The organism is Rhodoferax antarcticus ANT.BR, from assembly GCF_001938565.1.
GTDB classification, from domain to species: Bacteria; Pseudomonadota; Gammaproteobacteria; order Burkholderiales; family Burkholderiaceae_C; genus Rhodoferax; species Rhodoferax antarcticus.
Genome location: NZ_MSYM01000013.1, coordinates 314413 through 338111 on the forward strand (window position 1 = coordinate 314413; position 23699 = coordinate 338111).

The window sequence follows — 23699 nt, forward strand, 5'->3', positions numbered from 1 at the left end:
TGGGTTGTTGTGAATGGTTAAGCGGCTATTTTGGATGAAGGACGCCGGGTTGGGTTGTGCCGGCGTTGCATGGCCACTCACACTATTTGGCCACCACTTGCCGCGCGCTGGGTTTTATGAGCCAAATCATGGTCGAGCCCATGAATATAAGGCGCTAGTAGCTATCAAATAATTGAAGACTATGTCACTGGCGCAGCGTTGCCAGCAGCCGTAAAAAAAACCCGCCGCAGCGGGTTCTTGGGGCTGGTGCACTGGCTTATTTCTTGGCTGCGCTGGCAGCAGGTGTGGCGACTTCGGCCTTGGCTTGCTTAGCGTCAGCTTTTTTGGCAGTGGGCGTGGTGCCTTTAAAGGCTTCACCGTTGACAGTCAGGCCTTCAGCGGAAAACTTGGCAGCGTTGCGGTCGCCCACACCATTGACGCGGTCGACTAGGTCAGCCCAGTCCTTGAAGTCACCCTTTTTGCGCTCGTCCAAAATCTTGGCAGAAATACCCGGGCCAATGCCCTTGATACTGTCCAGTTCGGCAACGCTGGCTTTGTTGACATCCACAGCGGCGAAGCAGGTGGCCGCGTACAGCATGGCCACAAAGGTCAAAAGTTTCTTTAACATGGGTTAACTCTCCTGAGGTTGGGTGGTTTTGTCGTGTGATGCTGACAGGGTGCCGGGGCACAAGTCAGTCACCAATTCAGTGTACGGCGAGCGCTGGCGCAAGCCCAAGAGATATTTGTAGCTATGTGCACAAAGTGTTAGGTTTTTGGGTTGTGTTGCAGCATCCAAGCCACGTAGCTCGCCACGCCGGTCTGCACGTCGGCAAAGTTATGCTTGCAGCCGGTGGCACGCAGGGCGCTCAGGTCCGCCTGGGTGTAACACTGGTACTTGCCACGCAGCGCGTCGGGGAAGGCAATGTATTGCAGCAGGCCTAGCTCAACCAGTTCTGGCAGCGACAGCGCAGGCTGGCCCTCCAGCTGGCGCATGGCGTTGACGACCGAACTGGCCACGTCGTTGAACGGCTGGGCGCGGCCGGTGCCCAGGTTAAAGATGCCAGAGATGCCCGGGTGATCAAAAAACCACAGGTTAACGGCCACCACATCGTCAATGAACACGAAGTCGCGCATTTGCGAACCCGCCGCGTAGCCACCGTAAGCGTCAAACAGCTTGACTTTGCCGTCCAGCTTGAACTGGTTGAACTGGTGAAACGCCACGCTGGCCATGCGCGCCTTGTGCTGCTCACGCGGGCCATACACGTTGAAATACCGAAAACCCACCACCTGCATGGTTTTGCCGGCCAAGGCGCGCTCGAATTGCAGACCGCATTCGCGGCGCATGCGCTGGTCAAACAGCAGCTTGGAGTAGCCATAGACATTCAGCGGATGCTCAAAAGCGGGTTCTTCACGGAAGGTGTCCGAGCCACCGTACGTGGCGGCGCTGGAGGCGTACAGCAGCCGCGCACCGCGCTTCTGGCATGCGTGGTAGAGCTGTAACGATGTTGCAAAGTTGTTTTGCATCATGTACTTGCCGTTGCTTTCCATGGTGTCACTGCAGGCGCCTTCGTGAAAGACGGCTTCCACCTGGCCATAGGAGCTACTGGCGTACTCGTCGTAGAACACGTCAGCATCGACATAGTCGGAGATCTGCAAATCTGCGATGTTGCGGAATTTGTCGCCTTGCGTGAGGTCATCCACAGCGATGATGTCGCTCAGGCCGCGGGCGTTCAGGCCCTTGATGATGTTGCTACCAATAAAACCGGCCGCGCCGGTGACAACGATTCGGGTCATGCAAACAACTCCTCGTAAGAAACAGTGGCGGTGCCAAATTTGCCTACCACCAAGCCACCCGCCCGGTTGGCCAGCGGCAGGGCATCACGCAGACTCAGTCCAGCCGCCACCATGGCGGCCATCGTGGCAATCACCGTGTCACCTGCGCCGGTCACGTCAAACACCTCCCGCGCCTGCGCACTCACGCTGACCTGGCCTTGGGCATCAAACAGCGTCATGCCTTCTTCGCTGCGGGTGACCAGAATGGCCTGCAGGCTAAGGCGCTCGCGCAGGGCCTGGGCTTTGACTTGCAAATCGGCCTCATCCTGCCAGTCACCAATCACCTGTTGTAATTCAGCCCGATTCGGGGTGATCACCGTGGCCCCCTGGTAGCGTGAGTAGTCGGTGCCTTTGGGGTCGATCAGGATCGGTATGCCCGCTGCATGGGCTCGCGCAATCATGTCGCTCACATGGGCCAGGCCGCCTTTGCCGTAATCAGAAAACAGCACCGCGTCGTGTTTGGGCAGCAGGTCAATGAATGCGGCGGTTTGCGAGGCCAGGACTTCGGTCTTGGGGGTGTTCTCGAAATCCATACGCAGGAGTTGCTGCTGGCGGCCAATCACGCGCAGCTTTACCGTGGTTTTGAGCTGCGCATCCCGCCCAAAATGCGCCTGGATGCCGGTCTGTGCCAGCAGGGCTTCGAGTTTGTGGCTGGCTTCATCGTCACCCACCACGGTCAGCAGGGAAGATTGCGCGCCCAGCGTCACCAGGTTGTAGGCCACGTTGGCAGCACCGCCCATGCGCTCATCCTCGCGGGTGACGCGCACCACCGGCACCGGGGCTTCCGGGCTGATGCGGTCCACGGCGCCATACCAGTAGCGGTCCAGCATCACATCACCCACCACCAGCACGCGGGCCTGACTTAATTTTGTTTTGGTAATGGTCATAACTCTTCCACCCGCTTGGCGGGGTAACTGTCCCAGGTTTGGCAACCCGGGCAATGCCAAAAATGCTGGCTGGCCTCAAACCCGCAGGCCGCGCAGCGGTAACGCAACAGCGGCTTGATGGCGTGGTCCAGCGCGCGTTGCACTTGCGGGTGAAACTGCTCGTCTTCAAATTTCTCACCTGCAATCCAGCGGGTGGCCGCCACCAAAGAGGGCTCGCGCTCCAGATGACGCGCGTACCAGTCATGATCGCTCAAGCCCGCAGCGGGTTGGCTGGCCGACAGCCGGACGATGGCTTGCAGCACGTCGAGCGAGGTATTTTCCGCATAGAGTGCCTGCAGACGCGTCAGGGCCGGTGTGACATGACCCAGCCTGAGTGCGATGTCTGCCAATGGCCCGGCCATGAGGGGAATGGCGGTGGGCGCCTGCGCCATCGCATCCAGCAGCGTTTGCTGGGCGGCGGCTAGCTCGCCCGCGTTGGCTTGAAGCTGTGCCAGTGCCATGCGCGCCCGGGCCGCTTCAGGCGCCTTGGTGATGGCCTCTTGTAGGCGTGCTCGGGCTGCGTCCGGTCGGCCTTGCGCGAGGTCGTCAGCGGCTTGCTCACACAGATAGTGCGCCAGCCGCTGGCTAAAGTTGCCTTGACGGGCGCTTTCCAGCTTGTGGGCCACCTCGGCGGCCAGCGCCCAGTCGCGGCTGCGTTCGTAATTGGCCAGCAGTGCCAGTCGGGCTTCGGTTTCAAAAGCGGTGCCTTCGAGCTTGTTGAGCGCTTCTTCAGCTCGGTCTAGCAGACCTGCTTTCAGAAAATCAAGCGCCAGCGCGTGCTGGGCACGGTGGCGGTCAGTCTGGCTAAGGTCACCACGCGACAGCAGATGCTCGTGCACCCGCACCGCACGCTGGTACTCGCCACGCCGGCGAAACAGATTGCCCAGCGCAAAGTGCAGCTCGGAGGTGTCGGGGTCGCTTTGAACGGCTTCAATAAACGCGTCAATGGCTTGGTCCTGCTGCTCGTTGAGCAGGAAGTTCAGGCCCCTGAAATAAGCCTTTGGGGCTTGGCGGTTTTCAAACCGGATCTGCCGCAGATCAAACCGGGATGCCAGCCAGCCCAGCACAAACGCCAGCGGCAGGCCGAGCAAAATCCAGCTCAGATTAAATTCCATCGGCATAGGAAGGTTTTGATGCCGGCACCAAGGCCGATGCCCCCAGAGGAGATGGACTGGTTGTGGCTGTCCAGGTTGGGGTTGCGGTCGGCGCAGGTGCAGCATTGGCCAGGCGGCGCTGGCGCCACCACCACGGCACCATGCCCACCACGCCCACCGCCACACCGGCGGCAAAGGCGGTCAGTACCACCAGCACTTGTGGTGCTTGCCACTGGTTGCCAAAGAAAAAATGCACCGTAGTGTCTTGCTGGTTGTTCAGTGCAAAAGCGAACAGAGTAAAAAAAATGGCTGCTTTGAGCAACCACTTCACTGACCAGATCAATTTGTTCATTGGCGTGTTCCCATGTGCGCAAAATTCTAACGCTGGCAGTTGTCAAAACACCCTCTGGCAGCCAAAGATGCCAGCCAGTCGGCTTGGTTGGCCCAAGTGACGTCAGTTGGGGGTGGTTTGGCTCAATTCTGCAGTACGTTGGTCCACCGCTTCACGCAGGGCTTTGCCGGGTTTGAAATGCGGCACACGCTTTTCTGGAATGGCCACGCTTTCGCCACTGCGCGGATTACGCCCCATGCGCGGTGCGCGGTAATTGACAGAGAAACTGCCAAAGCCACGGATTTCGATGCGGTGGCCACGCACCAGCGCGTCGTTCATTGCCTCCAGAATCGCCTTCACGGCAAACTCGGCGTCACGCAGAGTGAGTTGGCTGAAACGGGCAGCGAGTTCTTCAACAAGATCAGAGCGGGTCATGGTGTAAGGCTTGAAGCGAAGAAAAAAAACGACCGGTGCACGCGGGTGCAGCCGGTCGTCAGATCAATGGAGCAAAAACCCGATCAGTTGTTGTCCAGCTTAGCGCGCAGCAAAGCACCCAGGCTGGTGGTGCCGGCGTTTTCGCGGGCAGACTGCTGGCTCAAAGTGGCCATGGCTTCGTTCTGGTCAGCAGCATCCTTGGCCTTGATGGACAACTGGATGTTGCGGGTCTTGCGATCCACGTTGACGACCACAGCAGTGACTTCGTCGCCTTCTTTCAGCACATTGCGGGCGTCTTCGACGCGGTCGCGACTGATTTCAGAGGCACGCAGGTAACCAATGATGTCTTCGCCGAGGTCGATTTCAGCACCCTTGGCATCGACGGTTTTGACCTTACCAGTGACCACGGCACCCTTGTCGTTGATGGTGGCAAAGGTGGTGAAGGGGTCGGAATCCAACTGCTTGATACCCAGAGAGATACGCTCGCGGTCCACGTCCACGGCCAGCACCAGGGCTTCGACTTCCTGGCCCTTTTTGTACTCGCGCACAGCGGCTTCGCCGGTTTCGTTCCAGGACAGGTCAGACAGGTGCACCAAGCCGTCGATGCCAGCAGCCAGGCCGACGAACACGCCGAAGTCGGTGATGGATTTGATCGGGCCCTTGACGCGGTCGCCACGCTTGGTGTTTTGGGCGAACTCTTGCCAAGGGTTGGCCTTGCATTGCTTCATGCCCAGGCTGATACGGCGCTTGTCTTCGTCGATTTCAAGAACCATGACTTCGACTTCGTCGCCCAAGGTGACGATTTTGCTCGGAGCCACGTTTTTATTGGTCCAGTCCATCTCAGAGACGTGGACCAGGCCTTCGATGCCCGGTTCCAGTTCCACAAATGCGCCGTAGTCGGCAATGTTGGTGATCTTGCCGAACATGCGGGTGCCTTGCGGGTAGCGGCGGTTCACGCCCATCCACGGGTCATCACCCATTTGCTTCAGACCCAGGGAGACGCGGTTTTTCTCGGTGTCAAACTTCAGGATCTTGGCAGTGATTTCCTGGCCAGCGGTCACCACTTCAGACGGGTGACGCACACGGCGCCAAGCCATGTCAGTGATGTGCAGCAGGCCGTCAATACCGCCCAGGTCCACAAACGCACCGTATTCGGTGATGTTCTTGACCACACCGTGAACAATTGCGCCTTCTTTCAGCGTGTTCATCAGCTTGGAGCGCTCTTCGCCCATCGAAGCTTCAACAACAGCGCGGCGGCTCAGCACCACGTTGTTGCGCTTGCGGTCGAGCTTGATGACCTTGAATTCCAGAGTCTTGTTTTCGTACGGAGACAGGTCTTTGGTAGGACGGGTGTCGACCAGCGAGCCGGGCAGGAAGGCGCGGATGCCGTTGACCAACACGGTCAGACCACCCTTGACCTTGCCGCTGGTGGTGCCAGTGACAAATTCACCGGTTTCCAGGGCTTTTTCCAGGCTCATCCAGGAAGCCAGACGCTTGGCGGTGTCGCGCGACAGGATGGTGTCGCCATAGCCGTTTTCGATGGAGCCGATGGCCACGGAGACAAAGTCGCCGACTTGCACTTCGGTTTCGCCCTGATCGTTCTTGAATTCTTCCAACGGCACATAGGCTTCAGACTTCAGGCCAGCGTTGACCACCACGAAGCTGTGCTCAATGCGAACAACTTCGGCGGTGATGACTTCACCGGGGCGCATTTCTGTGCGTTGCAGGGATTCTTCAAACAGGGCGGCAAAAGATTCAGACATTTTTTTTGTGGCTGTAACACCACGGGGTTAAGTTTTGTGAACCTCAACTGCAGTGCGCCAGTGCAGCGCGATAAGGCAGATGAGGGCCGGTGCAAAGGCGTGAGCCCTTGCCATTTTTAGCTCTTGTGAACGATCAAAAGGGCTGTTTGCCCTGCCACCAGCCAAGTACCAGATCCACCGATGTTTCAACCGATAAATCCGAGTTGTCCAGCAACACGGCGTCTTGTGCGGGTTTTAAAGGTGAGGCACTACGGGTTCGGTCCCGCTCGTCTCTGGCTTCCAAATCAGCGCGAAGACTGTCGAGTGTAGTCGAAATCCCTTTTGAAATCAACTGCTTGAAACGCCTTTGTGCGCGCTGTGGTGCGCTGGCGGTCAAAAACACCTTGAGTTGAGCTTGTGGAAAGATCACCGAGCCCATGTCGCGACCGTCAGCCACCAGGCCGGGCAGGCGGTGAAAGCTGTGTTGCAGGGCCACCAGCGCGGCACGCACCGGCGCCAGCGCTGACACTTTGGAGGCGTTCATGCCGTTTTCTTCGGTGCGGATGGCCTCGGACATGTCCTCGCCGTTCAGCAGAATCCGGTTGCCAGCGAATTCGATGCGCAACTGCGGCAACAGGCTGGCGATTTGCGCCTCGCCGCTACTGGCAATGGGCAGTCCGGCGCGGCTAGCAGCCAGCGCGGCGATGCGGTACAGCGCGCCTGAATCCAGAAAGTGGTACCCGAGCCGCATGGCCAGTTCAGCCGCCAGCGTGCCCTTGCCCGAGGCTGTGGGGCCATCAATACAGATCACAGGGACGTGCTTGGGGCTGGTTTGAACCAGTGAAAACAACGCCTCAAAGTAGTCCGGAAAGGTCTTGGCGACACATTTGGGGTCTTCAATGCGCACCGGGAGACCTGCCGGATTAAAGGCGGCGAGTGAGAAACACATGGCAACGCGGTGGTCGTCATAGGTGTGGATGCTGGCGGCTTTCCAGGCCCCCACGCTGGCAGGTGGTGTGATGCGAATGTAGTCTGCACCTTCGTCCACCGTGGCACCCAGCTTGCGCAGCTCACAAGCCATGGCGGCGAGGCGGTCGGTTTCCTTCACGCGCCAGCTGGCAACGTTGCGCAAGGTGGTGGTGCCATCGGCGTAGAGCGCCATCACCGCCAGGGTCATGGCAGCGTCGGGGATGTGGTTGCAGTCCAGGTCAATGGCCTTGAGCGGCCAGGCACCTCGGCTGATCTCCAGCCAGTTGGGGCCGCTGGTAACCTGCGCGCCCATCATTTGGGCGGCTTCCACAAAGCGGATATCGCCCTGGATAGAGGCCGCACCCACTCCCAAAATCTTGATACCTTTTTGGCCTCTAGCCCTTGCTGCTATTGCGCCAAGCGCTATAAAATAGCTTGCAGACGAGGCATCGGCTTCGACATAAATTTCGCCCGGTGTGCGGATCTGGCTGCCCGCCGGGATGGTGAAACGCTGCCAACCGTCACGCTGCACCACCACGCCAAACTGCGCCAGCAGGTTCAGGGTGATCTCGATGTAGGGCCGCGAAATCAGCTCGCCGACCACCTCAATCACCACGTCATTGCCGAGCGCGGGGGCTCGGTGCATGGCTACCAGCGGCAAGGCCATCAGCAAAGCGGTGAGGAATTGGCTGGAAACATCGCCACGAACCTGGATGGGTGCCGACAGGTTCAGCGTCGGCTGGCCAATGCGCAGCGGCGGGTAGCCGGATTTTTCAAGATAGTCGATCTGGCAGCCGAGCTGGCGCATGGCATCGACTAAATCACCAATCGGGCGCTCATGCATGCGCGGCACGCCGCTTAGCTCATAGTCACCGCCCATCACTGCCAACGCGGCGGTGAGCGGCCGAATGGCCGTGCCGGCATTGCCCATGAACAGCTTGGCTTGTGCTACTTTTGGCTTGCCGCCCAAGCCTTCTATGGTGACGGTGCTATGGTTTTGGTGAACACCGCAGCCCAATTGGCGCAGTGCCTCAAGCATGACCCGGGTGTCGTCGGAGTCCAGCAGGTCATGCACGTCCGTGCTGCCTTCGCTCAGTGCGGCCAGCAGCAGCACCCGGTTCGAGATACTTTTGGAGCCGGGCAGGGTGATGCTGCCGCTGGCGGTGTTCAGCGGGGGGATATCGAGGAAGGCGGTTGCGTACATCGCAAGGACGGTTTGGAAAATGTCAGGGCAACTGGTTCATGCGCCAGTTGCTGCGGGTGGCGCTGGCCTGGGTGATCAGGGCGTCCAGCATCTGCGGGTCTGCCGCCTGCATGGCGGCCTCAAACAGCGCCAGCTGGTCGCGAAAGTTCTGGCTCTGCGCCAGTAACTCGGCCCGGTTGGCCAGCAGGATGTCGCGCCAGACCAGCGGGTCGCTGGCCGCAATGCGGGTGAAGTCACGAAAGCCCGGTCCGGCCAGTTTCATGAACTCCTGGCCTCTGAGTTGCCCGGCCACCGAATTCATCAGCGTAAAAGCCAGCATATGCGGCAGGTGGCTCACTGCGGCAAATGCTGCGTCGTGTGACTCCGGGGTCATGTTCACCACCTTACAGCCCAGCGCGCTCCAGACTTCGGCTGCGCGTTGGGTGTGGCTCGGCAAGGTTTTCTCGGTGGGGGTCAGGATGACCTGTTTGCCGTTGTACAGATCGGCATCGGCGTTGTCCACTCCCGCCAGCTCCTTGCCCGCAATCGGGTGTGCCGGGACAAACGAGCCGACCTGCTCGCGTAGGCCGCGTGCTGCGGCTTGCACCACGTCGCTCTTGGTGGAACCCACATCCATGATCAGCATCTTCGGCGTGACCATGTGTTTGATGGCTTTGAAGGTGGCCTCTGATGCCGCCACCGGCACCGCTACCAGCACGATGTCAGCACCTGAGACGGCCAGCAGCGCCGAGGGTGCCTCGACATCGATCACGCCCATCAGCCGGGCCCGTTCGGTGGTGGAAGGCGACCGGCTGTAACCCACCACCCGTTTCACCAGCCCGGCCTTTTTCAGCGCCAAGGCAAAAGACCCACCCATCAGGCCGCAGCCGATCAAACCCAGTTGTTCAAACATGAAGACTCCCGGCAGGTCTGAACGGCTCGCGTGCCTGTGGCATCGGTGAAAACAAGTAGGGTCAGGTGCTGCTGCATGCTCACTCTGCCAGCGGGTAAGTGCCCAGCACCTTGTAAAACGCGCACAGGCTGCGCAATTCTTCCAGCGCTGCCGCCACATTCGACTGCGATGGGTGCCCGGCCAGATCGATGTAGAAGTAATACTCCCACTGGCCAGAGCGCGCCGGGCGCGACTCGAACCGCGTCATCGATACTTTGTGGCGCTTCAACGGCACCAGCAGGTCATGCACCGCGCCAGGGCGGTTGGTGACCGAGACGATCAGGCTGACGCAGTCATTGCCGGTGGCCTGCGGCGCCGCCAGGGTTTGCGGCAGGCAGACCACCGCAAAGCGGGTGCGGTTGAAGGCGTCATCCTGAATCGCGTAAGACACCACGTGCAGGCCAAATTCGCTTCCTGCGCGTTCGCTGGCAATGGCTGCCCAGGTCGGGTTGGCGGCGGCCAAGCGGGCGCCTTCTGCATTGCTGGGCGCAGCGCGCCGGTCAGCGTGGGGCAGGTGGGTGCTGAGCCAGTCTTGGCACTGCGCCAAGGCTTGCGGGTGGGCGTAGACCACTTCGATGTCGTCGAGCAACGGGGTCAGGCGCAGCAGGTTGTGGCGCACCAGGAAACTGGTTTCGCCGATGATGTGCAGCGGGGAATTCAGCAGCAGGTCCAGCGAGCGCGAAATCACGCCCTCGGACGAGTTTTCGATGGGCACCACACCAAATTCAGCGCTGCCCGCGGCTGTGGCGCGAAACACTTCATCAATGCTGACGCACAACACGCGTGCCATGCTGCCACCAAAATACTGAATGGCGGCCTGCTCGCTGAAGGTGCCCGCTGGGCCCAGGTAGGCCACGCGTAGCGGCGCTTCCAGAGCGCGGCAGGCCGACATGATTTCGCGCCAGATGATGGCGATGCTGTGGGTTTTGAGCGGGCCTTGGTTGCTGGCCTGCAGGTTGGCGATGACTTGGTTTTCGCGGTCCGGGCGGAAAACGACCGAACCTTCCACGCGCTTGATTTCACCTACTTCATGGGCCAGCGCGGCGCGTTTGTTTAGCAGCGCGATGAGCTCCAGATCCACCGCGTCGATCTGGCTGCGTAATTCAGGAAGGGTTTTGGCCATGATGGTTGGTTAACGTGAAAAAACAGGGCTGGGATAAGGATAGTCGTCGTGCCGTGGTCAGTCAGGGGTCACGCCGGGCGCACCGATGTCAGCAAAGGTGCCTGTCTGACCAGCCCGCTGGCATCAGCCGTGTTGCGCTTCAAAGTCGCGCATGTAGCTCACCAACGCCTGCACGCCTTCGATCGGCAAGGCGTTGTAAATGCTGGCGCGCATGCCGCCGACCGATTTGTGGCCTTTGAGCTGCAACAAGCCGCGTTCGCGGGCACCCGCCAGAAAGGCGTCATTCAGAGCCTCGTCGCGCAGGTAAAACGGCACATTCATGCGCGAGCGGCAGTGTTTCTCGACCCGATTGAGGTACAGCGCAGAACTGTCAATCGCACCGTAGAGCAACTCAGCCTTGGTGATGTTGCGCGCTTCCATGGCGGCTATACCACCCTGGCGCTTGAGCCACTTGAAGACCAGTCCGGCGATGTAGATTGAGTAGGTTGGCGGCGTGTTGTACATCGAGGCGTTGTCGGCCACCGTTTTATAGGTGAAGGCACTCGGGCAGATGGGCAAAGCGCGGTCCAGCAAGTCGTCGCGCACCACCACCAGGGTCAAGCCAGCGGGGCCGAGGTTTTTTTGTGCGCCACCAAAAGCCAGCCCAACGCGGCTCCAGTCCACCGGGCGCGAGGCCACGTGGGACGAAAAATCAATCACCAGCGGCGCGTCACAACCCAGCGCCTTGAGGTTAGGCAAGGCCTGGTACTCCACGCCGTTGATGGTTTCGTTGCTACAAAGATGCACATAGGCGGGCTGCTTGCTGAGCTGCCAGCTGGCAGGGTCGGCCAGCATGGTGAAGCCGCTCGACTGAGTGTTTGCGGCTTCGTGCGCGGTGCAATAGCGCGCTGCTTCCTGTGCCGACTTCTGGCTCCAGCTGCCGGTGACGACAAAGTCTGCCGTTTCGCCACGCGACAGGTTCAGCGGCACGATGGCGTTTTCCGCCAAGCCGCCGCCTTGCATGAACAGCAACTTGAAATGGCTTGGCACTTCTAGCAGTTCGCGCAAATCGGCTTCGGCCTCGGTAGCAATTTGGCCAAACTCTTTGCCACGGTGGCTCATTTCCATCACGCTCATGCCGCTGCCGTGCCAGTCCAGCATCTCGGCGGCAGCCTGCGCCAGCACCTCCTCAGGCATGACGGCCGGGCCAGCGGAGAAATTAAAAGGTCTGTTCATGCTGAAAATTTATAAGAAATTAGCCTCTAGCCCTTATAGACAAAGCGCTAGTAGCTATTTATTTGATAGTTATTGCGTATCCGGCGTGGGCGTGTCATCGGGGGATTCATCTGGTGACGCATCCGATGTGTCATCTGCTACGTCGTCCACTGCCTCATCAGCCAGCTTGGTAATGGCGTCGTTTTCCACAATGCGCTGCAGACCGCTGAGCTGCGAGCCTTCATCGAGCCCGATCAGGGTCACACCTTGCGTGGCGCGGCCAAGTTCGCGGATCTCGCTGACGCGGGTGCGCACCAGAACGCCCTTGTCGGTGATCAGCATGATTTCGTCGTCGGCGTGCACCAGCGTGGCAGCAACGACCTTGCCATTGCGCTCAGACTGCTGAATGGCGATCATGCCCTTGGTGCCGCGGCCGTGGCGGGTGTACTCGGTGATGCTGGTGCGTTTGCCGTAGCCGTTTTGGGTGGCAGTCAGCACGCTCTGCGATTCGTCTTCAGCCACCAGCATGGCGATCACGCCCTGACCCTCATCGAGCATCATGCCGCGCACGCCGCGTGCCTGGCGACCCATCGGGCGCACATCGTTTTCATCAAAACGCACCGCCTTGCCACCGTCGCTGAACAGCATCACATCATGCTCGCCGTCGGTCAAGGCGGCGCCAATCAAAAAGTCGCCGTCGTCCAGGTCCACGGCAATGATGCCGGCTTTGCGTGGGTTGCTGAATTCGACCAACGCCGTCTTCTTGACTGTGCCCATGCTGGTGGCCATGAACACATACTGGTCTGCCGGGAAGGTGCGCTTTTCACCGGTGAGCGCCAGCACCACGGTGATTTTTTCGCCCTCAGCCAGCGGGAACATGTTGACGATGGGGCGCCCACGCGAGCCGCGTGAACCTTGCGGCACTTCCCAGACTTTCAGCCAGTACATGCGGCCACGGTTGCTAAAGCACAGCAGGTAATCGTGGGTATTGGCAATGAAAAGCTGGTCAACCCAGTCGTCTTCCTTGGTGGCGGTGGCTTGTTTGCCACGGCCACCGCGCTTTTGCGAGCGGTATTCACTCAGTGGCTGGCTCTTGATGTAGCCGCTGTGGCTCAGGGTGACCACCATGTCGGTCGGGGTAATCAGGTCCTCGGTGGAGAGGTCAAACGAGCTATGCTCGACTAGGCTGCGACGCGCGCCAATTTTGGTCATGCCAAACTCGGTTTTGATGGCGGTGAGTTCGTCGCTGATGATGGTGGAGACGCGCTCCGGGCGGGCCAGGATGTCCAGCAGGTCGTCAATCTCGGCCATGACCTCTTTGTATTCAGCAACGATCTTGTCCTGCTCCAGGCCGGTGAGGCGCTGCAGGCGCATTTGCAAAATTTCCTGGGCTTGGGTATCCGACAGGCGGTACAGGCCGTCTTTACCCATGCCGTATTGCATCTCCAGCCCGCCCGGGCGATAGTCGTCGGCATTCACCAGCGCGCCATCGGCGCGGGTGCGGGTGAGCATTTCGCGCACCAGCTTGCTGTCCCAGGGGCGCGTCATCAACTCCAGCTTGGCCACGGGCGGCGTGGGTGACTCGCGGATGATGCGAATGAAATCGTCAATGTTGGCCAAAGCAACCGCCAGGCCTTCCAGCACATGGCCGCGTTCGCGCGCCTTGCGCAGGTTGAACACGGTGCGGCGTGTAACCACTTCACGGCGGTGGTTGATGAAGACTTCAATCAGGTCTTTCAGGTTGCACAGCTTGGGCTGACCATTGATCAGCGCCACCATGTTCATGCCAAAGGTGTCCTGCAACTGCGTCTGCTTGTACAGGTTATTGAGCACCACCTCGGGCACTTCGCCACGTTTGAGCTCAATCACCAGGCGCATGCCGGATTTGTCAGACTCGTCCTGAATGTGGCTGATGCCCTCGATCTTTTTCTCATGCACCAGCTCGGCCATGCGTTCCTGCAAGGTCTTTTTGTTGACCTGATACGGCAGCTCGTCGACGATGATCGACTGGCGTTGGCCCTTGTCGATGTCTTCAAAATGGCACTTGGCGCGCATCACCACCCGGCCACGCCCGGTGCGGTAGCCGTCTTTCACACCATTGATGCCGTAGATGATGCCGGCGGTGGGGAAATCAGGCGCTGGAATGATTTCCATCAGCTCGTCAATCGACGCCTGTGGGTTCTTCAGCAGGTGCAGGCAGGCGTCTACCACCTCGTTCAGGTTATGTGGCGGAATGTTGGTGGCCATGCCCACCGCAATACCGCCGGAGCCGTTGACCAGCAGATTGGGCAGGCGCGTGGGCAGCACCAGCGGTTCTTTTTCAGAGCCGTCATAGTTCGGGCCGAAGTCGACGGTTTCCTTGTCCAGATCGGCCAACAACTCATGGGCGATCTTGGCGAGACGGATTTCGGTGTACCGCATAGCGGCTGCGTTGTCGCCATCGACCGAGCCGAAGTTGCCCTGGCCATCGACCAGCATGTGGCGCATGGAAAAGTCCTGCGCCATCCGCACGATGGTGTCGTACACCGACTGATCACCGTGCGGGTGGTATTTACCAATCACGTCGCCAACAATACGCGCCGACTTCTTGTAGGACTTGTTCCAATCGTTGTTCAACTCGTGCATGGCAAACAACACGCGCCGATGCACCGGTTTCAGGCCGTCGCGCGCGTCCGGCAAAGCCCGCCCGACAATCACACTCATGGCGTAGTCGAGGTAGCTGCGACGCATCTCGTCCGCAAGACTGGTGGGCAGGGTTTCTTTGGCGAATTGGGTCATAGGGCGTTGAGGCGAGGCAAAAGCGATGTAGGTCGACCATTTTAGGCGTTCACACTGTGGCTGGACAGCAACGAAACCATCTATTAGTTGACGCGCTGGCGCAAAGCGCCGCTCTCATCGCCAGTGCTACCTTATTTGATGTAAATCTCTGTGGCACAATTGAGCGACCGATTCACGTGATAGGCACCGTGGGTCGTCAGTTTTAGTATCGCCGCGTCGCTGCGGCCTTTTTCATCTAGGAGAATCATGAAAAAATTGAACAAATTAGCGATGCTGATCGCTACCGCAGCCATCGCTTGCGCCGCTGGTGCACAAACCGTTGACAACTGGCGTGCCACTGACGGCACCGCTGTGAAAAACGGCACCAACGAACTCTGCTGGCGTGACAGTTCCTGGACGCCTGCAACTGCAGCAGTTGGTTGCGACGGCGCCATCGTGGCCGCCAAGGCTGCTCCTGCAGCGGCTGCTGCTCCCGCACCTGCTGCTGCTGCACCGGCTGTTGTTCCTGCCCCCGTGGCTGCTGCCAAGGTAACTTACGCCGCTGATGCTTTCTTTGACTTCGACAAAGCTGTTCTCAAGACTGATGGCAAAGCCAAGCTCGACGATCTGGTTGGTAAGGTCAAGGACGTCAACCTGGAAGTCATCATTGCTGTGGGTCACACTGACGCCGTGGGCTCTGATGCTTACAACCAAGGTCTGTCCGTAAGGCGTTCTGAAGCTGTCAAGGCCTATTTGGTGTCCAAGGGCATCGAAAAGAACCGTGTTTACACTGAAGGTAAGGGCGAGAAGCAACCCGTCGCTGACAACAAGACCTCTGATGGCCGTTCCAAGAACCGCCGTGTAGAAGTTGAAGTCGTGGGAACTCGCGGCAATTAAATTGCGGTAGCCTCACCGGCCAATTAAGAACCCGCTTCGGCGGGTTTTTAATTGGCTGTGCGCCAGGGGTTAACTCAGTTTGTTCGCTGTCGGCCTAGCGCTACGGCATGTTCAGGCCGAGTCGCTTTGTTCAAAACGGTTGTCTTTTGGGTTGAAGCTTCAGTCGCTGGTTGGCAAGTCTCAAGCCATCAAGGGGTTTGCCCTAAAATTGCGGCCTATGTAGGCGCCGGGTGATTTGGCTGTCAAACCCGCAACTCTGGTTGCTAGAGTCCCCAGCTCGGTTGCAAGCCATGTTCAATTGAAAGCAGGCCAACGATGCAGATTCAAGATGAGTATGTGCAGCGCCTGGTTGCTTCACTGGAGTCCTTGAGCGAGCGTATTGCACGCTTGGCGATCGGTCTGGGTGTCCGGCTGGATGACCAACATGCGGTTCAAAAACTCATGGATCAGTCACAGATTCCGCCGATTGCGACAGAACGCAGGGCTGCTTTGGCTGACGGCAAGATGGTTTTTTCAGCAATGTCTGGAGACCGGCGGGCAGCGCACCTGCGGGAGGAGCTTCGCGGCTTGCTGGTGTTGCGCTACCACCTTGAAACCGTCATCCTGACCGACAACGGGCTGCCCTTGACCCGGCAAATCATCGAACAAGCGGAAGAACATTTGGTGCACAAGGGGTTCAAGCCCGGTGCCGACGGGCTGGATCTCGACAATTTTTTCAACTCAAAGTAGGCCACTATGAATCACGCTCCAGATCAGGAACTGATTGAAAACTATGTTTTCGACGAAATTAGCATTGGTCAAAGCGCACGTTTATTGCGCGTGCTCAAGTTGGAAGACATTCGGGCTTTCGCTGCGGTGTCGGGCGATACCAACCCCGCCCACATGGATCCTGAGTACGCCAATGACACGCTCTTTCACGGTGTGATTGCGCACGGAATGTGGAGTGGCGCGCTCATTTCAGCCTTGCTGGGAACGCAGTTTCCCGGCCCTGGCACGATTTACCAGGACCAGGCGCTGCATTTTGCAAAACCGGTCCGGGTGGGTGACACACTCACGGTGACGGTCACGGTGACGTCGAAAAATGCAGACAACCACAGTCTTGAGCTCGATTGCCAGGTGATCAATCAGAAGGGTACTTGCGTACTCAGTGGCACTGCCCGCGTGTTGGCACCGACGATCAAGGTGCGCTTGCCGCGTGTTGCAGCACCGCAGATTCAGTTGTATGACCCGCAGGTGCGCTTCAAGCATCTGCTGGCGATGGGGGACAAGCTTGAGGCGGTGCGCTGCGCTGTGGTGCACCCCTGTGATGAAGGTTCCTTGAGTGGGGCCATGGATTCAGCCCGTTACGGCCTGATCGTGCCGGTGTTGATTGGCCCGGAGGTGCGCATTCGCCATGTGGCCGAGGAGGCGGGCATTGACCTGACGGGTGCCGAGATCATCAACCAGCCGCACAGCCACGCTGCTGCCGAGACCGCAGCAGAGTTGGCCGCCACGGGCAATGTAGAGATGCTCATGAAAGGCAGCCTGCACACCGACGAGTTGATTCAAGCGGTATTGTCCAAAGCCGTGTTGCGCACCGGCCGGCGCATGTCGCATGTTTTCCGTTTCGACGTGCCGCTTTACCACAAGCCCCTGCTGATCACCGATGCTGCGCTGAACATTCGGCCCACTCTGCAGGAAAAAGTCGACATTATTCAAAACGCCATTGATTTCGCCCGCGTCATGGGCGTGGCCACGCCCAAGGTGGCTATTTTGTCTGCGGTGGAAACGGTCAATCCAAATATTCCATCGACGATCGATGCGGCTGCGTTGTGCAAAATGGCCGACCGCGGGCAAATCACCGGCGGCGTGCTGGACGGCCCGCTGGCCTTTGACAACGCCATTTCGATGCACGCGGCGCAGATCAAACACATTACCTCGCCCGTGGCTGGGCATGCCGATATTCTGGCGGTGCCTGATCTGGAAAGCGGCAATATGCTCGCCAAGCAACTGGAATATCTGGCCGGAGCGAGTGGTTCCGGGCTGGTGGTAGGTGCGCGCGTGCCGATTGCCTTGACCAGCCGCGCTGAAGCCCCGGCCAACCGGGTAGCTTCCGCACTTTTGGGCTTGCTGGCTGCGCACAATGCGCGCCGCAGCCAACCTCGAGCCGCTTGGTAGGAGTTTTCATGGCCATTCTTTCGGTGAATGCGGGCTCGTCCTCGCTCAAGTTTTCTTTGTATCCCATGGTTAGCGGCGCGGTTCAGTCGCAAATACTGTCTGGCCTGATTGAAGGGCTGGAGCCCGATGGCGCACCACAGATGAGTTGGAGCTACCAGGGGCAGAAGGAAAAGCGGGTGTTGAATGTCACCGGAGAAAGCGTCTTTGCCCAAGCCTTGTTGAGTCTGCGTGACTTGCTGGCGCAGCTACCCGGCGTGCCCACCCTTAGCGCGGTCAGCCACCGGGTGGTGCATGGTGCCTCCGTTTACCGCGCCAGCATGCTGGTGACCGACGAGGCGCTGGACCAGTTGTCGCAGTTCAATTCTTTGGCACCGCTGCACCAGCCACACAACTTGGAGGGTATTCGTGCCTTTCGTGAGGCTTTTGTGGGCATTCCGCAAATCGCCTGCTTTGACACGGCTTTCCATGCCACGCTGCCCGAGGTGGAATACCGTTTTGCCTTGCCCGAGTCGCTTTACCAGCAGGGCTTGCGCCGCTACGGTTTTCATGGGTTGTCGTACCAGTATGTGATGGGTGCCCTGTTGGAATATTCAGACCGTGCCAAGGGCCGGACCCTGATGGCCCATCTTGGCAACGGTGCCAGCCTATGTGCCGCACGAGGTGGGCAGAGTTGCGCCACCACCATGGGGTTTTCAGCGCTTGAGGGCTTGATGATGGGCTCGCGCACAGGCTCGTTGGACCCGGGGGTGTTGCTCTATTTGCTGGAGCATGGATGGGACCATGATCGCCTGCAAAAGCTGCTATACAAGCAAAGCGGACTGCTGGGCATGTCGGGTATTTCGGCTGATATGCGGCGACTGCGTGCCGATGGTTCTGCAGCCGCCAAACTGGCGATTGATGCCTTCACTTACCGCGTGGTGCGTGAAAGTGGTGCGCTGACGGCTTGCATGCAGGGTCTGGACGTGCTGGCCTTCAGCGGCGGGATTGGTGAGCATGACCTGACGCTGCGCGCTGAGGTCGGGCAAAAGCTGGCGTATTTGGGTGTGCTGATTGACCCTGAATTGAACGCTCGGGCCACCGGTAGCGAAGTCATGGCCATTCATGTGGCTGCCAGTGCGGTCGAGGTTTGGGTGGTACCCACTGATGAAGGCGTGGTGGCCGCGCGCGAGGCGGCGCAATTGATCGCCGCGCTGTAGCGCTGGTCAAGAAGAGGCGCGTTCGCCGTGGCCATCAACCCCGGCTTTGCGATACTGCGTGCATGCAACTACAAGACATTCTCTACACTCAGGGCTTTGGTACGCGGCGGGTGTGCGCCGGTTTGGTGCAGCAGGGTAAGGTGCAGGTTTTTAAGGAAAATGAGCCTCTAGCCCTTGTCACCATTGCGCAAGCAGCTATGGAATTTGAAGCGCCTGGTTTGCGCTTCAGGGTTCATGGAACAGACTGGCCCTATGCCGAAAAAGCCTACATCCTGCTGAACAAGCCCGCTGCCACCGAGTGTTCACAAAAGCCTTCAACCTACCCCAGCATCTACACCCTGCTGCCAGCACCGCTGCGCCAGCGACCGCAAAAAGGGGCGGTGCAGGGTGTGCAGGCCGTTGGAAGGCTCGACCAGGACACCACCGGCATGCTGCTGCTGACCGATGACGGCCAGTTCATTCACCGCATGAGCTCGCCGCGCCACCATGTGCCCAAGGTGTATGAAGTCACCGTCAAACATCCGCTCGATGAGCGTCAGGTGAGCCAGCTGCTGGCTGGCGTTGTACTGGATGATGACCCCAAGCCGGTGCGTGCAGCGGCCTGTGAGGCTGTGTCCGAATGCCACCTTCGCTTGACGCTCACCGAGGGCAAATACCACCAGGTCAAACGCATGCTGGCGGCGGTCAGCAACCGGGTGGAGGGTTTGCACCGCTCGCAAATAGGCGGCCTGCGTTTGCCCGATGCCTTGCTGCCCGGCCAGTGGCACTGGCTCGATGCGGCCGACCTGACGCTGATCCAGCAGCCCGCAGCGTGCTGAACTGGCAGGCCTTGGATCAACCTGCTTTTGGTCGCTGGTCACTAACCATGTCGTCGGCCGTGCAATCGGCCATTCATCCGCTGATGCACCCGGCTGGCTGGCGAGGCGGGTAAAGCCCTCGGGTATGCTTATGCTATGACTTTGCTCTTAGATTCGTTCTGGCGCGCCATGCTGGATTGCCTTCGGCCCCGCGTGATGCTGCTGTCTTTGGCACCGCTGTTGCTGACGGCGGTGCTGTCTTACCTGCTGGGTAGCCTGTATTGGGATGCCAGCCTAGCCTGGGTGCGGGCCAGTCTGGAGGCTTCCAGCATCGTCAGTCTGGTTTCTGGGTGGATGCAGACGATGGGGCTGAGTGGCGTCACCGCGTTTTTGGCGCCGCTGATCGTGATTTTTGCGGTCATGCCCGCGGTGGTAGTGCTCTCACTGCTATCCGTGGCGCTGCTCATGACCCCGGCGCTAACATCGATGGTTGCTGCCAAGCGTTTTCCGGCGCTGCAGCGCAGGGAGGGCGGTTCCTTGGCGCTGGGCTTGATCTGGGCGCTGTTCTCCACGCTGTTGGCACTGCTGGCTTTGGTGATTTCGATACCTCTTTGGTTTATTCCTCCGTTGATTTTGGTGCTGCCGCCGCTGATATGGGGTTGGCTCACTTACCGTGTGATGGCGTTTGACGCACTCGCATCCCACGCCAGCCATGAGGAGCGGCGGGAATTGTTTCGTCGGCACCGGCTCAGGCTGTTGGGCATTGGGGTGTTTTGCGGCTATCTGGGTGCCGCGCCGAGTGTTATCTGGGCTTCTGGCGTGCTGTTTGCTGCAGCTTTTGTGGTGTTGGTGCCGTTGGGTATCTGGCTCTACACCTGGGTTTTCGCCTTGTCTTCTGCGTGGTTTGCGCACTATTGTCTGGCAGCGTTGCAGGCTCTGCGGGATGAGCGGCAAGAGCTCAAACCGCCTGTCATCCACGCGTTACCATCGGATCATGACGCCCGACTCCACCCCCCTTTCGACCTCTGATCTACGTCCCGGTTTTCGCCTGATCATCGTTGGCGATGAGATCTTGTCTGGCAAACGTGCTGATAAGCACCTGTCCAAAGTGATTGAACTGCTCAAGGCACGCGGCTTGGCCCTGGACCATGCCGAGTATGTGGGCGATGATCCTGAGCGCATCACGGCTGTGCTCAAGCGCGCTTTTGAATCCGGTGATGTGGTGTTTTCGACCGGGGGTGTCGGCGCCACGCCGGACGACCATACCCGCCAGTGTGCAGCGCGTGCCTTGGGCGTTGCGCTGGCGTTGCACCCGCAGGCCAAGGAACTGATCAAGCAGCGCATGCAGGACATGGCGCTGGAGCAGGGCAAGGTCTATGACGCTACTGCTGTTGAGAATTTGCATCGCCTCAACATGGGCGTTTTTCCTCTCGGCGCCCGGGTGATTCCCAACCCGTACAACAAAATTCCAGGTTTCAGCGTGGCGCAGGTGCATTTTCTGCCGGGCTTTCCGGTGATGGCTTGGCCCATGATCGAGTGGGTGCTGGACACGCAGTACGCCCACTTGTTTCAGACGCAGGCCTGGCTGGAGCGCTCAGTGATTGTGATGGGCGCTATGGAGGTTACGCTGACGCCATTGATGGAGCGCCTAGAGCAACAGCATCCCGGTATCAAGGTGTTCAGCTTGCCCAGCGTAGATCACTCGCAATGGGGCCGACACATTGAATTGGGCGTCAAAGGCGCCCCTGAGTTGGTCGCATCCGCTTATGCCGCTTTGATGGCTGGTTTGGCGCTTTTTGATCTCAAGCTAGGCCCCGAATTGGTGCGCACCTGAGTCTTTCGTTTATGGCGCAAGAAAAGTGCACTGGTTTGGTGCGGGCGGCGTTAAAAATGTGCGCGAAGTCGCCGTGTTTTGCGCTTGAAGTCTCGAAAGCTTTGTTCAAAGACAGTGCAAAATAGCGGACTTGTCCCGATTGCTTCGTTGCCCTCTGGACTGGCATAAAAACTGCATTCGTTTCCTCAGACCCTTTTTCAACAGCAACCAGGAGTATTTGATGGCCAAGACCGTCGCAGATGTCATGAAGATGGTGAAAGACAATGAAGTCAAGTTCGTTGACTTCCGTTTCACCGATACCCGTGGCCAAGAACAGCACGTGACCGTGCCTGTTTCGCATTTTGATGAAGACAAGTTCACCTCAGGCCATGCCTTTGACGGTTCTTCTATCGCGGGTTGGAAGGGTATTGAAGCGTCGGACATGCAACTCATGCCGGATCCCAACACCGCCAACATTGACCCTTTCTTTGAAGAAACCACCCTGTTTCTCAGCTGCGATGTGGTTGAGCCAAGTGATGGCAAGGCCTACGACCGCGATCCGCGCTCAATCGCCCGCCGCGCTGAAGCCTATTTGAAAGCCTCCGGTATTGGCGACACCGCCTTCTTCGGTCCTGAACCAGAATTTTTCATCTTCGATAACGTTCGCTGGAATACCGACATGTCGGGCACCTTCTTCAAGATCGAAGAATACGAAGCCCCCTGGAACAGTGGTGCCAAGCTCGAAGGCGGCAACCGCGGCCACCGTCCTACCGTGAAGGGTGGCTACTTCCCGGTGCCCCCAATTGACAGCACGCAAGACATGCGCGCCGAAATGTCGTTGATCCTCGAATCTCTCGGCATCCCGGTCGAAGTGTTCCACCACGAAGTGGCGGGCGCTGGTCAAAACGAAATTGGTACCAAATTCAGCACGTTGGTAGAGCGCGCTGACTGGACCCAAGTCATGAAGTACGTGATCCAGAATGTGGCCAACGCCTATGGCAAAACCGCCACCTTCATGCCCAAGCCCATCGTTGGTGACAACGGTAGCGGTATGCACGTGCACCAGTCCATCTGGAAAGATGGCAAAAACCTGTTTGCCGGTGACGGTTATGCAGGCTTGAGTGATGTTGCCCTGTACTACATCGGCGGCATCATCAAGCACGCACGCGCACTGAACGCTATCACCAACCCGGGTACCAACAGCTACAAGCGTTTGGTCCCTGGCTTTGAGGCGCCAGTGAAACTGGCTTACTCTGCCAAGAACCGTTCTGCCTCCATCCGGATTCCATTTGTGGCAAATCCCAAAGGCCGCCGCATTGAAGCGCGCTTCCCTGATCCGCTGATGAACCCGTACCTGGGCTTCTCCGCTTTGATGATGGCTGGTTTGGACGGCATTGAAAACAAGATCCACCCAGGCGAAGCCGCCACCAAGGATCTTTACCACCTGCCGCCCGAAGAAAACGCATTGATCCCGACCGTTTGCCACAGCCTGGATCAGGCTTTGGAATGCCTAGACGCAGACCGCGCCTTCCTGACCAAGGGTGGCGTGTTCACCGACAGCATGCTGGATGCCTTCATTGAGCTGAAGATGGGTGAAGTCACGCGCCTGCGTATGGCCACCCACCCGATCGAGTTTGAAATGTATTACTCGCTCTGATCGGGCAAGTAGCCTGGGTGGTCAGCCATGACACCCTCGCTCAAAAAAAGGACGGCCGGTGCCGTCCTTTTTTATTATGGGAAACTATGACGATGGGGTGAGCGGCCAAGGTTTGGTTGTGCACCATGTCTGGATACGATTGATAAAGTGAAATTCCTATGAAACACCTGTGGCTGCTGATGGCGTTGGTGGGGGCAGTCGCTGCACCAAGCTGGGCGCAAGACGCGATTTACCGTTGTGGCAACGAATACACCAATACCAAGCCCGATGCGCGCTCCAGCAAAGGCTGCAAACTGGTGGAGGACGGTAATGTCACGGTGGTTCAGGGCACGGCTGTCCCCAAGTCGTCAACGCCGAAGCCGAACGCCGACTCAGTCAGCAAAATGCCGCGAGTGGATACCGCGCAACAAAAGGCACGCGACTCCGATATGCGCCGGATTCTGCAAGAAGAGCTAAACAATGCCCAGGCCCGCCTGGAAGAGCTCAAACGGGAATACAAGAATGGCGAGCCCGACAAGTTGGGCCCGGAAACCCGCAACTATCAGAAGTATCTGGACCGTGTGGCTGAACTCAAGGCCAGCCTAGCGCGCACCGAGAGTGACATAGCGGGCATTCGGCGCGAGATTGATCGCCTGCCTGCCGCCGCTAGGCCCCAATAGGTTCA

The 23699-nt window shown here is 58.9% G+C and carries 21 protein-coding genes; 9 read left to right on the plus strand and 12 right to left on the minus strand.

Annotated features, from left to right (window positions below):
- Nucleotides 1-256: 256 nt before the first annotated feature.
- From BLL52_RS10220 to gyrA, 12 genes are all read right to left on the minus strand, one after another.
- Nucleotides 257-607 (minus strand): ComEA family DNA-binding protein, encoded by a 351-nt coding sequence (locus BLL52_RS10220; protein ID WP_075586566.1) that lies wholly within the window; start codon nucleotides 605-607, stop codon nucleotides 257-259.
- Between the two features lie 137 nt (nucleotides 608-744).
- Entirely contained in the window at nucleotides 745-1773 is a 1029-nt protein-coding gene (gene rfaD, locus BLL52_RS10225) for an ADP-glyceromanno-heptose 6-epimerase (protein WP_075586567.1), read from the minus strand.
- Nucleotides 1770-2699, minus strand: coding sequence for a D-glycero-beta-D-manno-heptose-7-phosphate kinase (rfaE1, locus tag BLL52_RS10230; RefSeq protein ID WP_075586568.1), 930 nt, complete (start codon nucleotides 2697-2699; stop codon nucleotides 1770-1772). The genes rfaD and rfaE1 overlap by 4 nt, the downstream gene beginning before the upstream one ends.
- Entirely contained in the window at nucleotides 2696-3853 is a 1158-nt protein-coding gene (lapB, locus tag BLL52_RS10235; RefSeq protein ID WP_075586569.1) for a lipopolysaccharide assembly protein LapB, read from the minus strand. Before lapB ends, rfaE1 begins: the two co-directional genes overlap by 4 nt.
- Nucleotides 3843-4184 carry a LapA family protein gene (locus tag BLL52_RS10240; protein WP_075586570.1) on the minus strand — a complete coding sequence of 114 codons (342 nt, stop codon included), beginning with the start codon at nucleotides 4182-4184 and terminating at the stop codon, nucleotides 3843-3845. The genes lapB and BLL52_RS10240 overlap by 11 nt, the downstream gene beginning before the upstream one ends.
- Before the next feature lie 102 nt (nucleotides 4185-4286).
- Nucleotides 4287-4598 carry an integration host factor subunit beta gene (locus BLL52_RS10245; RefSeq protein WP_075586571.1) on the minus strand — a complete coding sequence of 104 codons (312 nt, stop codon included), beginning with the start codon at nucleotides 4596-4598 and terminating at the stop codon, nucleotides 4287-4289.
- An 83-nt stretch (nucleotides 4599-4681) separates the two neighbouring features.
- Nucleotides 4682-6361: a 30S ribosomal protein S1 gene (gene rpsA / locus BLL52_RS10250; RefSeq protein ID WP_075586572.1), complete on the minus strand. Its 1680-nt coding sequence runs from the start codon at nucleotides 6359-6361 to the stop codon at nucleotides 4682-4684.
- 133 nt (nucleotides 6362-6494) lie between these two features.
- Nucleotides 6495-8513, minus strand: a complete 2019-nt coding sequence (locus BLL52_RS10255; RefSeq protein WP_075586573.1) for a bifunctional 3-phosphoshikimate 1-carboxyvinyltransferase/cytidylate kinase — start codon at nucleotides 8511-8513, stop codon at nucleotides 6495-6497.
- A gap of 22 nt (nucleotides 8514-8535) precedes the next feature.
- A complete protein-coding gene (locus BLL52_RS10260; RefSeq protein WP_075586574.1) occupies nucleotides 8536-9405 on the minus strand; it encodes a prephenate dehydrogenase in 870 nt (289 codons plus the stop codon).
- Between the two features lie 79 nt (nucleotides 9406-9484).
- Nucleotides 9485-10567 (minus strand): prephenate dehydratase, encoded by a 1083-nt coding sequence (gene pheA / locus BLL52_RS10265; protein ID WP_075586575.1) that lies wholly within the window; start codon nucleotides 10565-10567, stop codon nucleotides 9485-9487.
- Between the two features lie 123 nt (nucleotides 10568-10690).
- Nucleotides 10691-11782 carry a 3-phosphoserine/phosphohydroxythreonine transaminase gene (serC, locus tag BLL52_RS10270; protein ID WP_075586576.1) on the minus strand — a complete coding sequence of 364 codons (1092 nt, stop codon included), beginning with the start codon at nucleotides 11780-11782 and terminating at the stop codon, nucleotides 10691-10693.
- Nucleotides 11783-11851: 69 nt separating this feature from the next.
- Nucleotides 11852-14539 carry a DNA gyrase subunit A gene (gyrA, locus tag BLL52_RS10275; RefSeq protein WP_075586577.1) on the minus strand — a complete coding sequence of 896 codons (2688 nt, stop codon included), beginning with the start codon at nucleotides 14537-14539 and terminating at the stop codon, nucleotides 11852-11854.
- A gap of 246 nt (nucleotides 14540-14785) precedes the next feature.
- On the opposite strand from gyrA, the gene ompA reads away from it, so the two are divergent.
- The 9 genes from ompA to BLL52_RS10320 all read left to right on the plus strand — a co-directional run bounded on the left by ompA (nucleotide 14786) and on the right by BLL52_RS10320 (nucleotide 23694).
- Nucleotides 14786-15415, plus strand: coding sequence for an outer membrane protein OmpA (gene ompA, locus BLL52_RS10280; RefSeq protein WP_075586578.1), 630 nt, complete (start codon nucleotides 14786-14788; stop codon nucleotides 15413-15415).
- Nucleotides 15416-15730: 315 nt separating this feature from the next.
- A complete protein-coding gene (locus BLL52_RS10285) occupies nucleotides 15731-16144 on the plus strand; it encodes a hypothetical protein (protein WP_075586579.1) in 414 nt (137 codons plus the stop codon).
- A 6-nt stretch (nucleotides 16145-16150) separates the two neighbouring features.
- Nucleotides 16151-17572, plus strand: a complete 1422-nt coding sequence (locus tag BLL52_RS10290; protein WP_075586580.1) for a bifunctional enoyl-CoA hydratase/phosphate acetyltransferase — start codon at nucleotides 16151-16153, stop codon at nucleotides 17570-17572.
- Nucleotides 17573-17580: 8 nt separating this feature from the next.
- Complete coding sequence (locus BLL52_RS10295; RefSeq protein ID WP_075586581.1) at nucleotides 17581-18768, plus strand: acetate/propionate family kinase; 1188 nt, start codon at nucleotides 17581-17583, stop codon at nucleotides 18766-18768.
- A 62-nt stretch (nucleotides 18769-18830) separates the two neighbouring features.
- Nucleotides 18831-19586 (plus strand): 16S rRNA pseudouridine(516) synthase, encoded by a 756-nt coding sequence (locus BLL52_RS10300; protein ID WP_075586582.1) that lies wholly within the window; start codon nucleotides 18831-18833, stop codon nucleotides 19584-19586.
- 135 nt (nucleotides 19587-19721) lie between these two features.
- Nucleotides 19722-20594 carry an EI24 domain-containing protein gene (locus BLL52_RS10305; RefSeq protein WP_083633892.1) on the plus strand — a complete coding sequence of 291 codons (873 nt, stop codon included), beginning with the start codon at nucleotides 19722-19724 and terminating at the stop codon, nucleotides 20592-20594.
- Complete coding sequence (locus tag BLL52_RS10310) at nucleotides 20560-21399, plus strand: competence/damage-inducible protein A (RefSeq protein WP_075586583.1); 840 nt, start codon at nucleotides 20560-20562, stop codon at nucleotides 21397-21399. Before BLL52_RS10305 ends, BLL52_RS10310 begins: the two co-directional genes overlap by 35 nt.
- A 220-nt stretch (nucleotides 21400-21619) precedes the next feature.
- Nucleotides 21620-23035, plus strand: a complete 1416-nt coding sequence (gene glnA, locus BLL52_RS10315; RefSeq protein ID WP_075586584.1) for a type I glutamate--ammonia ligase — start codon at nucleotides 21620-21622, stop codon at nucleotides 23033-23035.
- A 158-nt stretch (nucleotides 23036-23193) separates the two neighbouring features.
- On the plus strand, nucleotides 23194-23694 hold the full coding sequence (locus BLL52_RS10320; protein WP_075586585.1) for a hypothetical protein: 501 nt from the start codon (nucleotides 23194-23196) through the stop codon (nucleotides 23692-23694).
- Nucleotides 23695-23699: the final 5 nt, after the last annotated feature.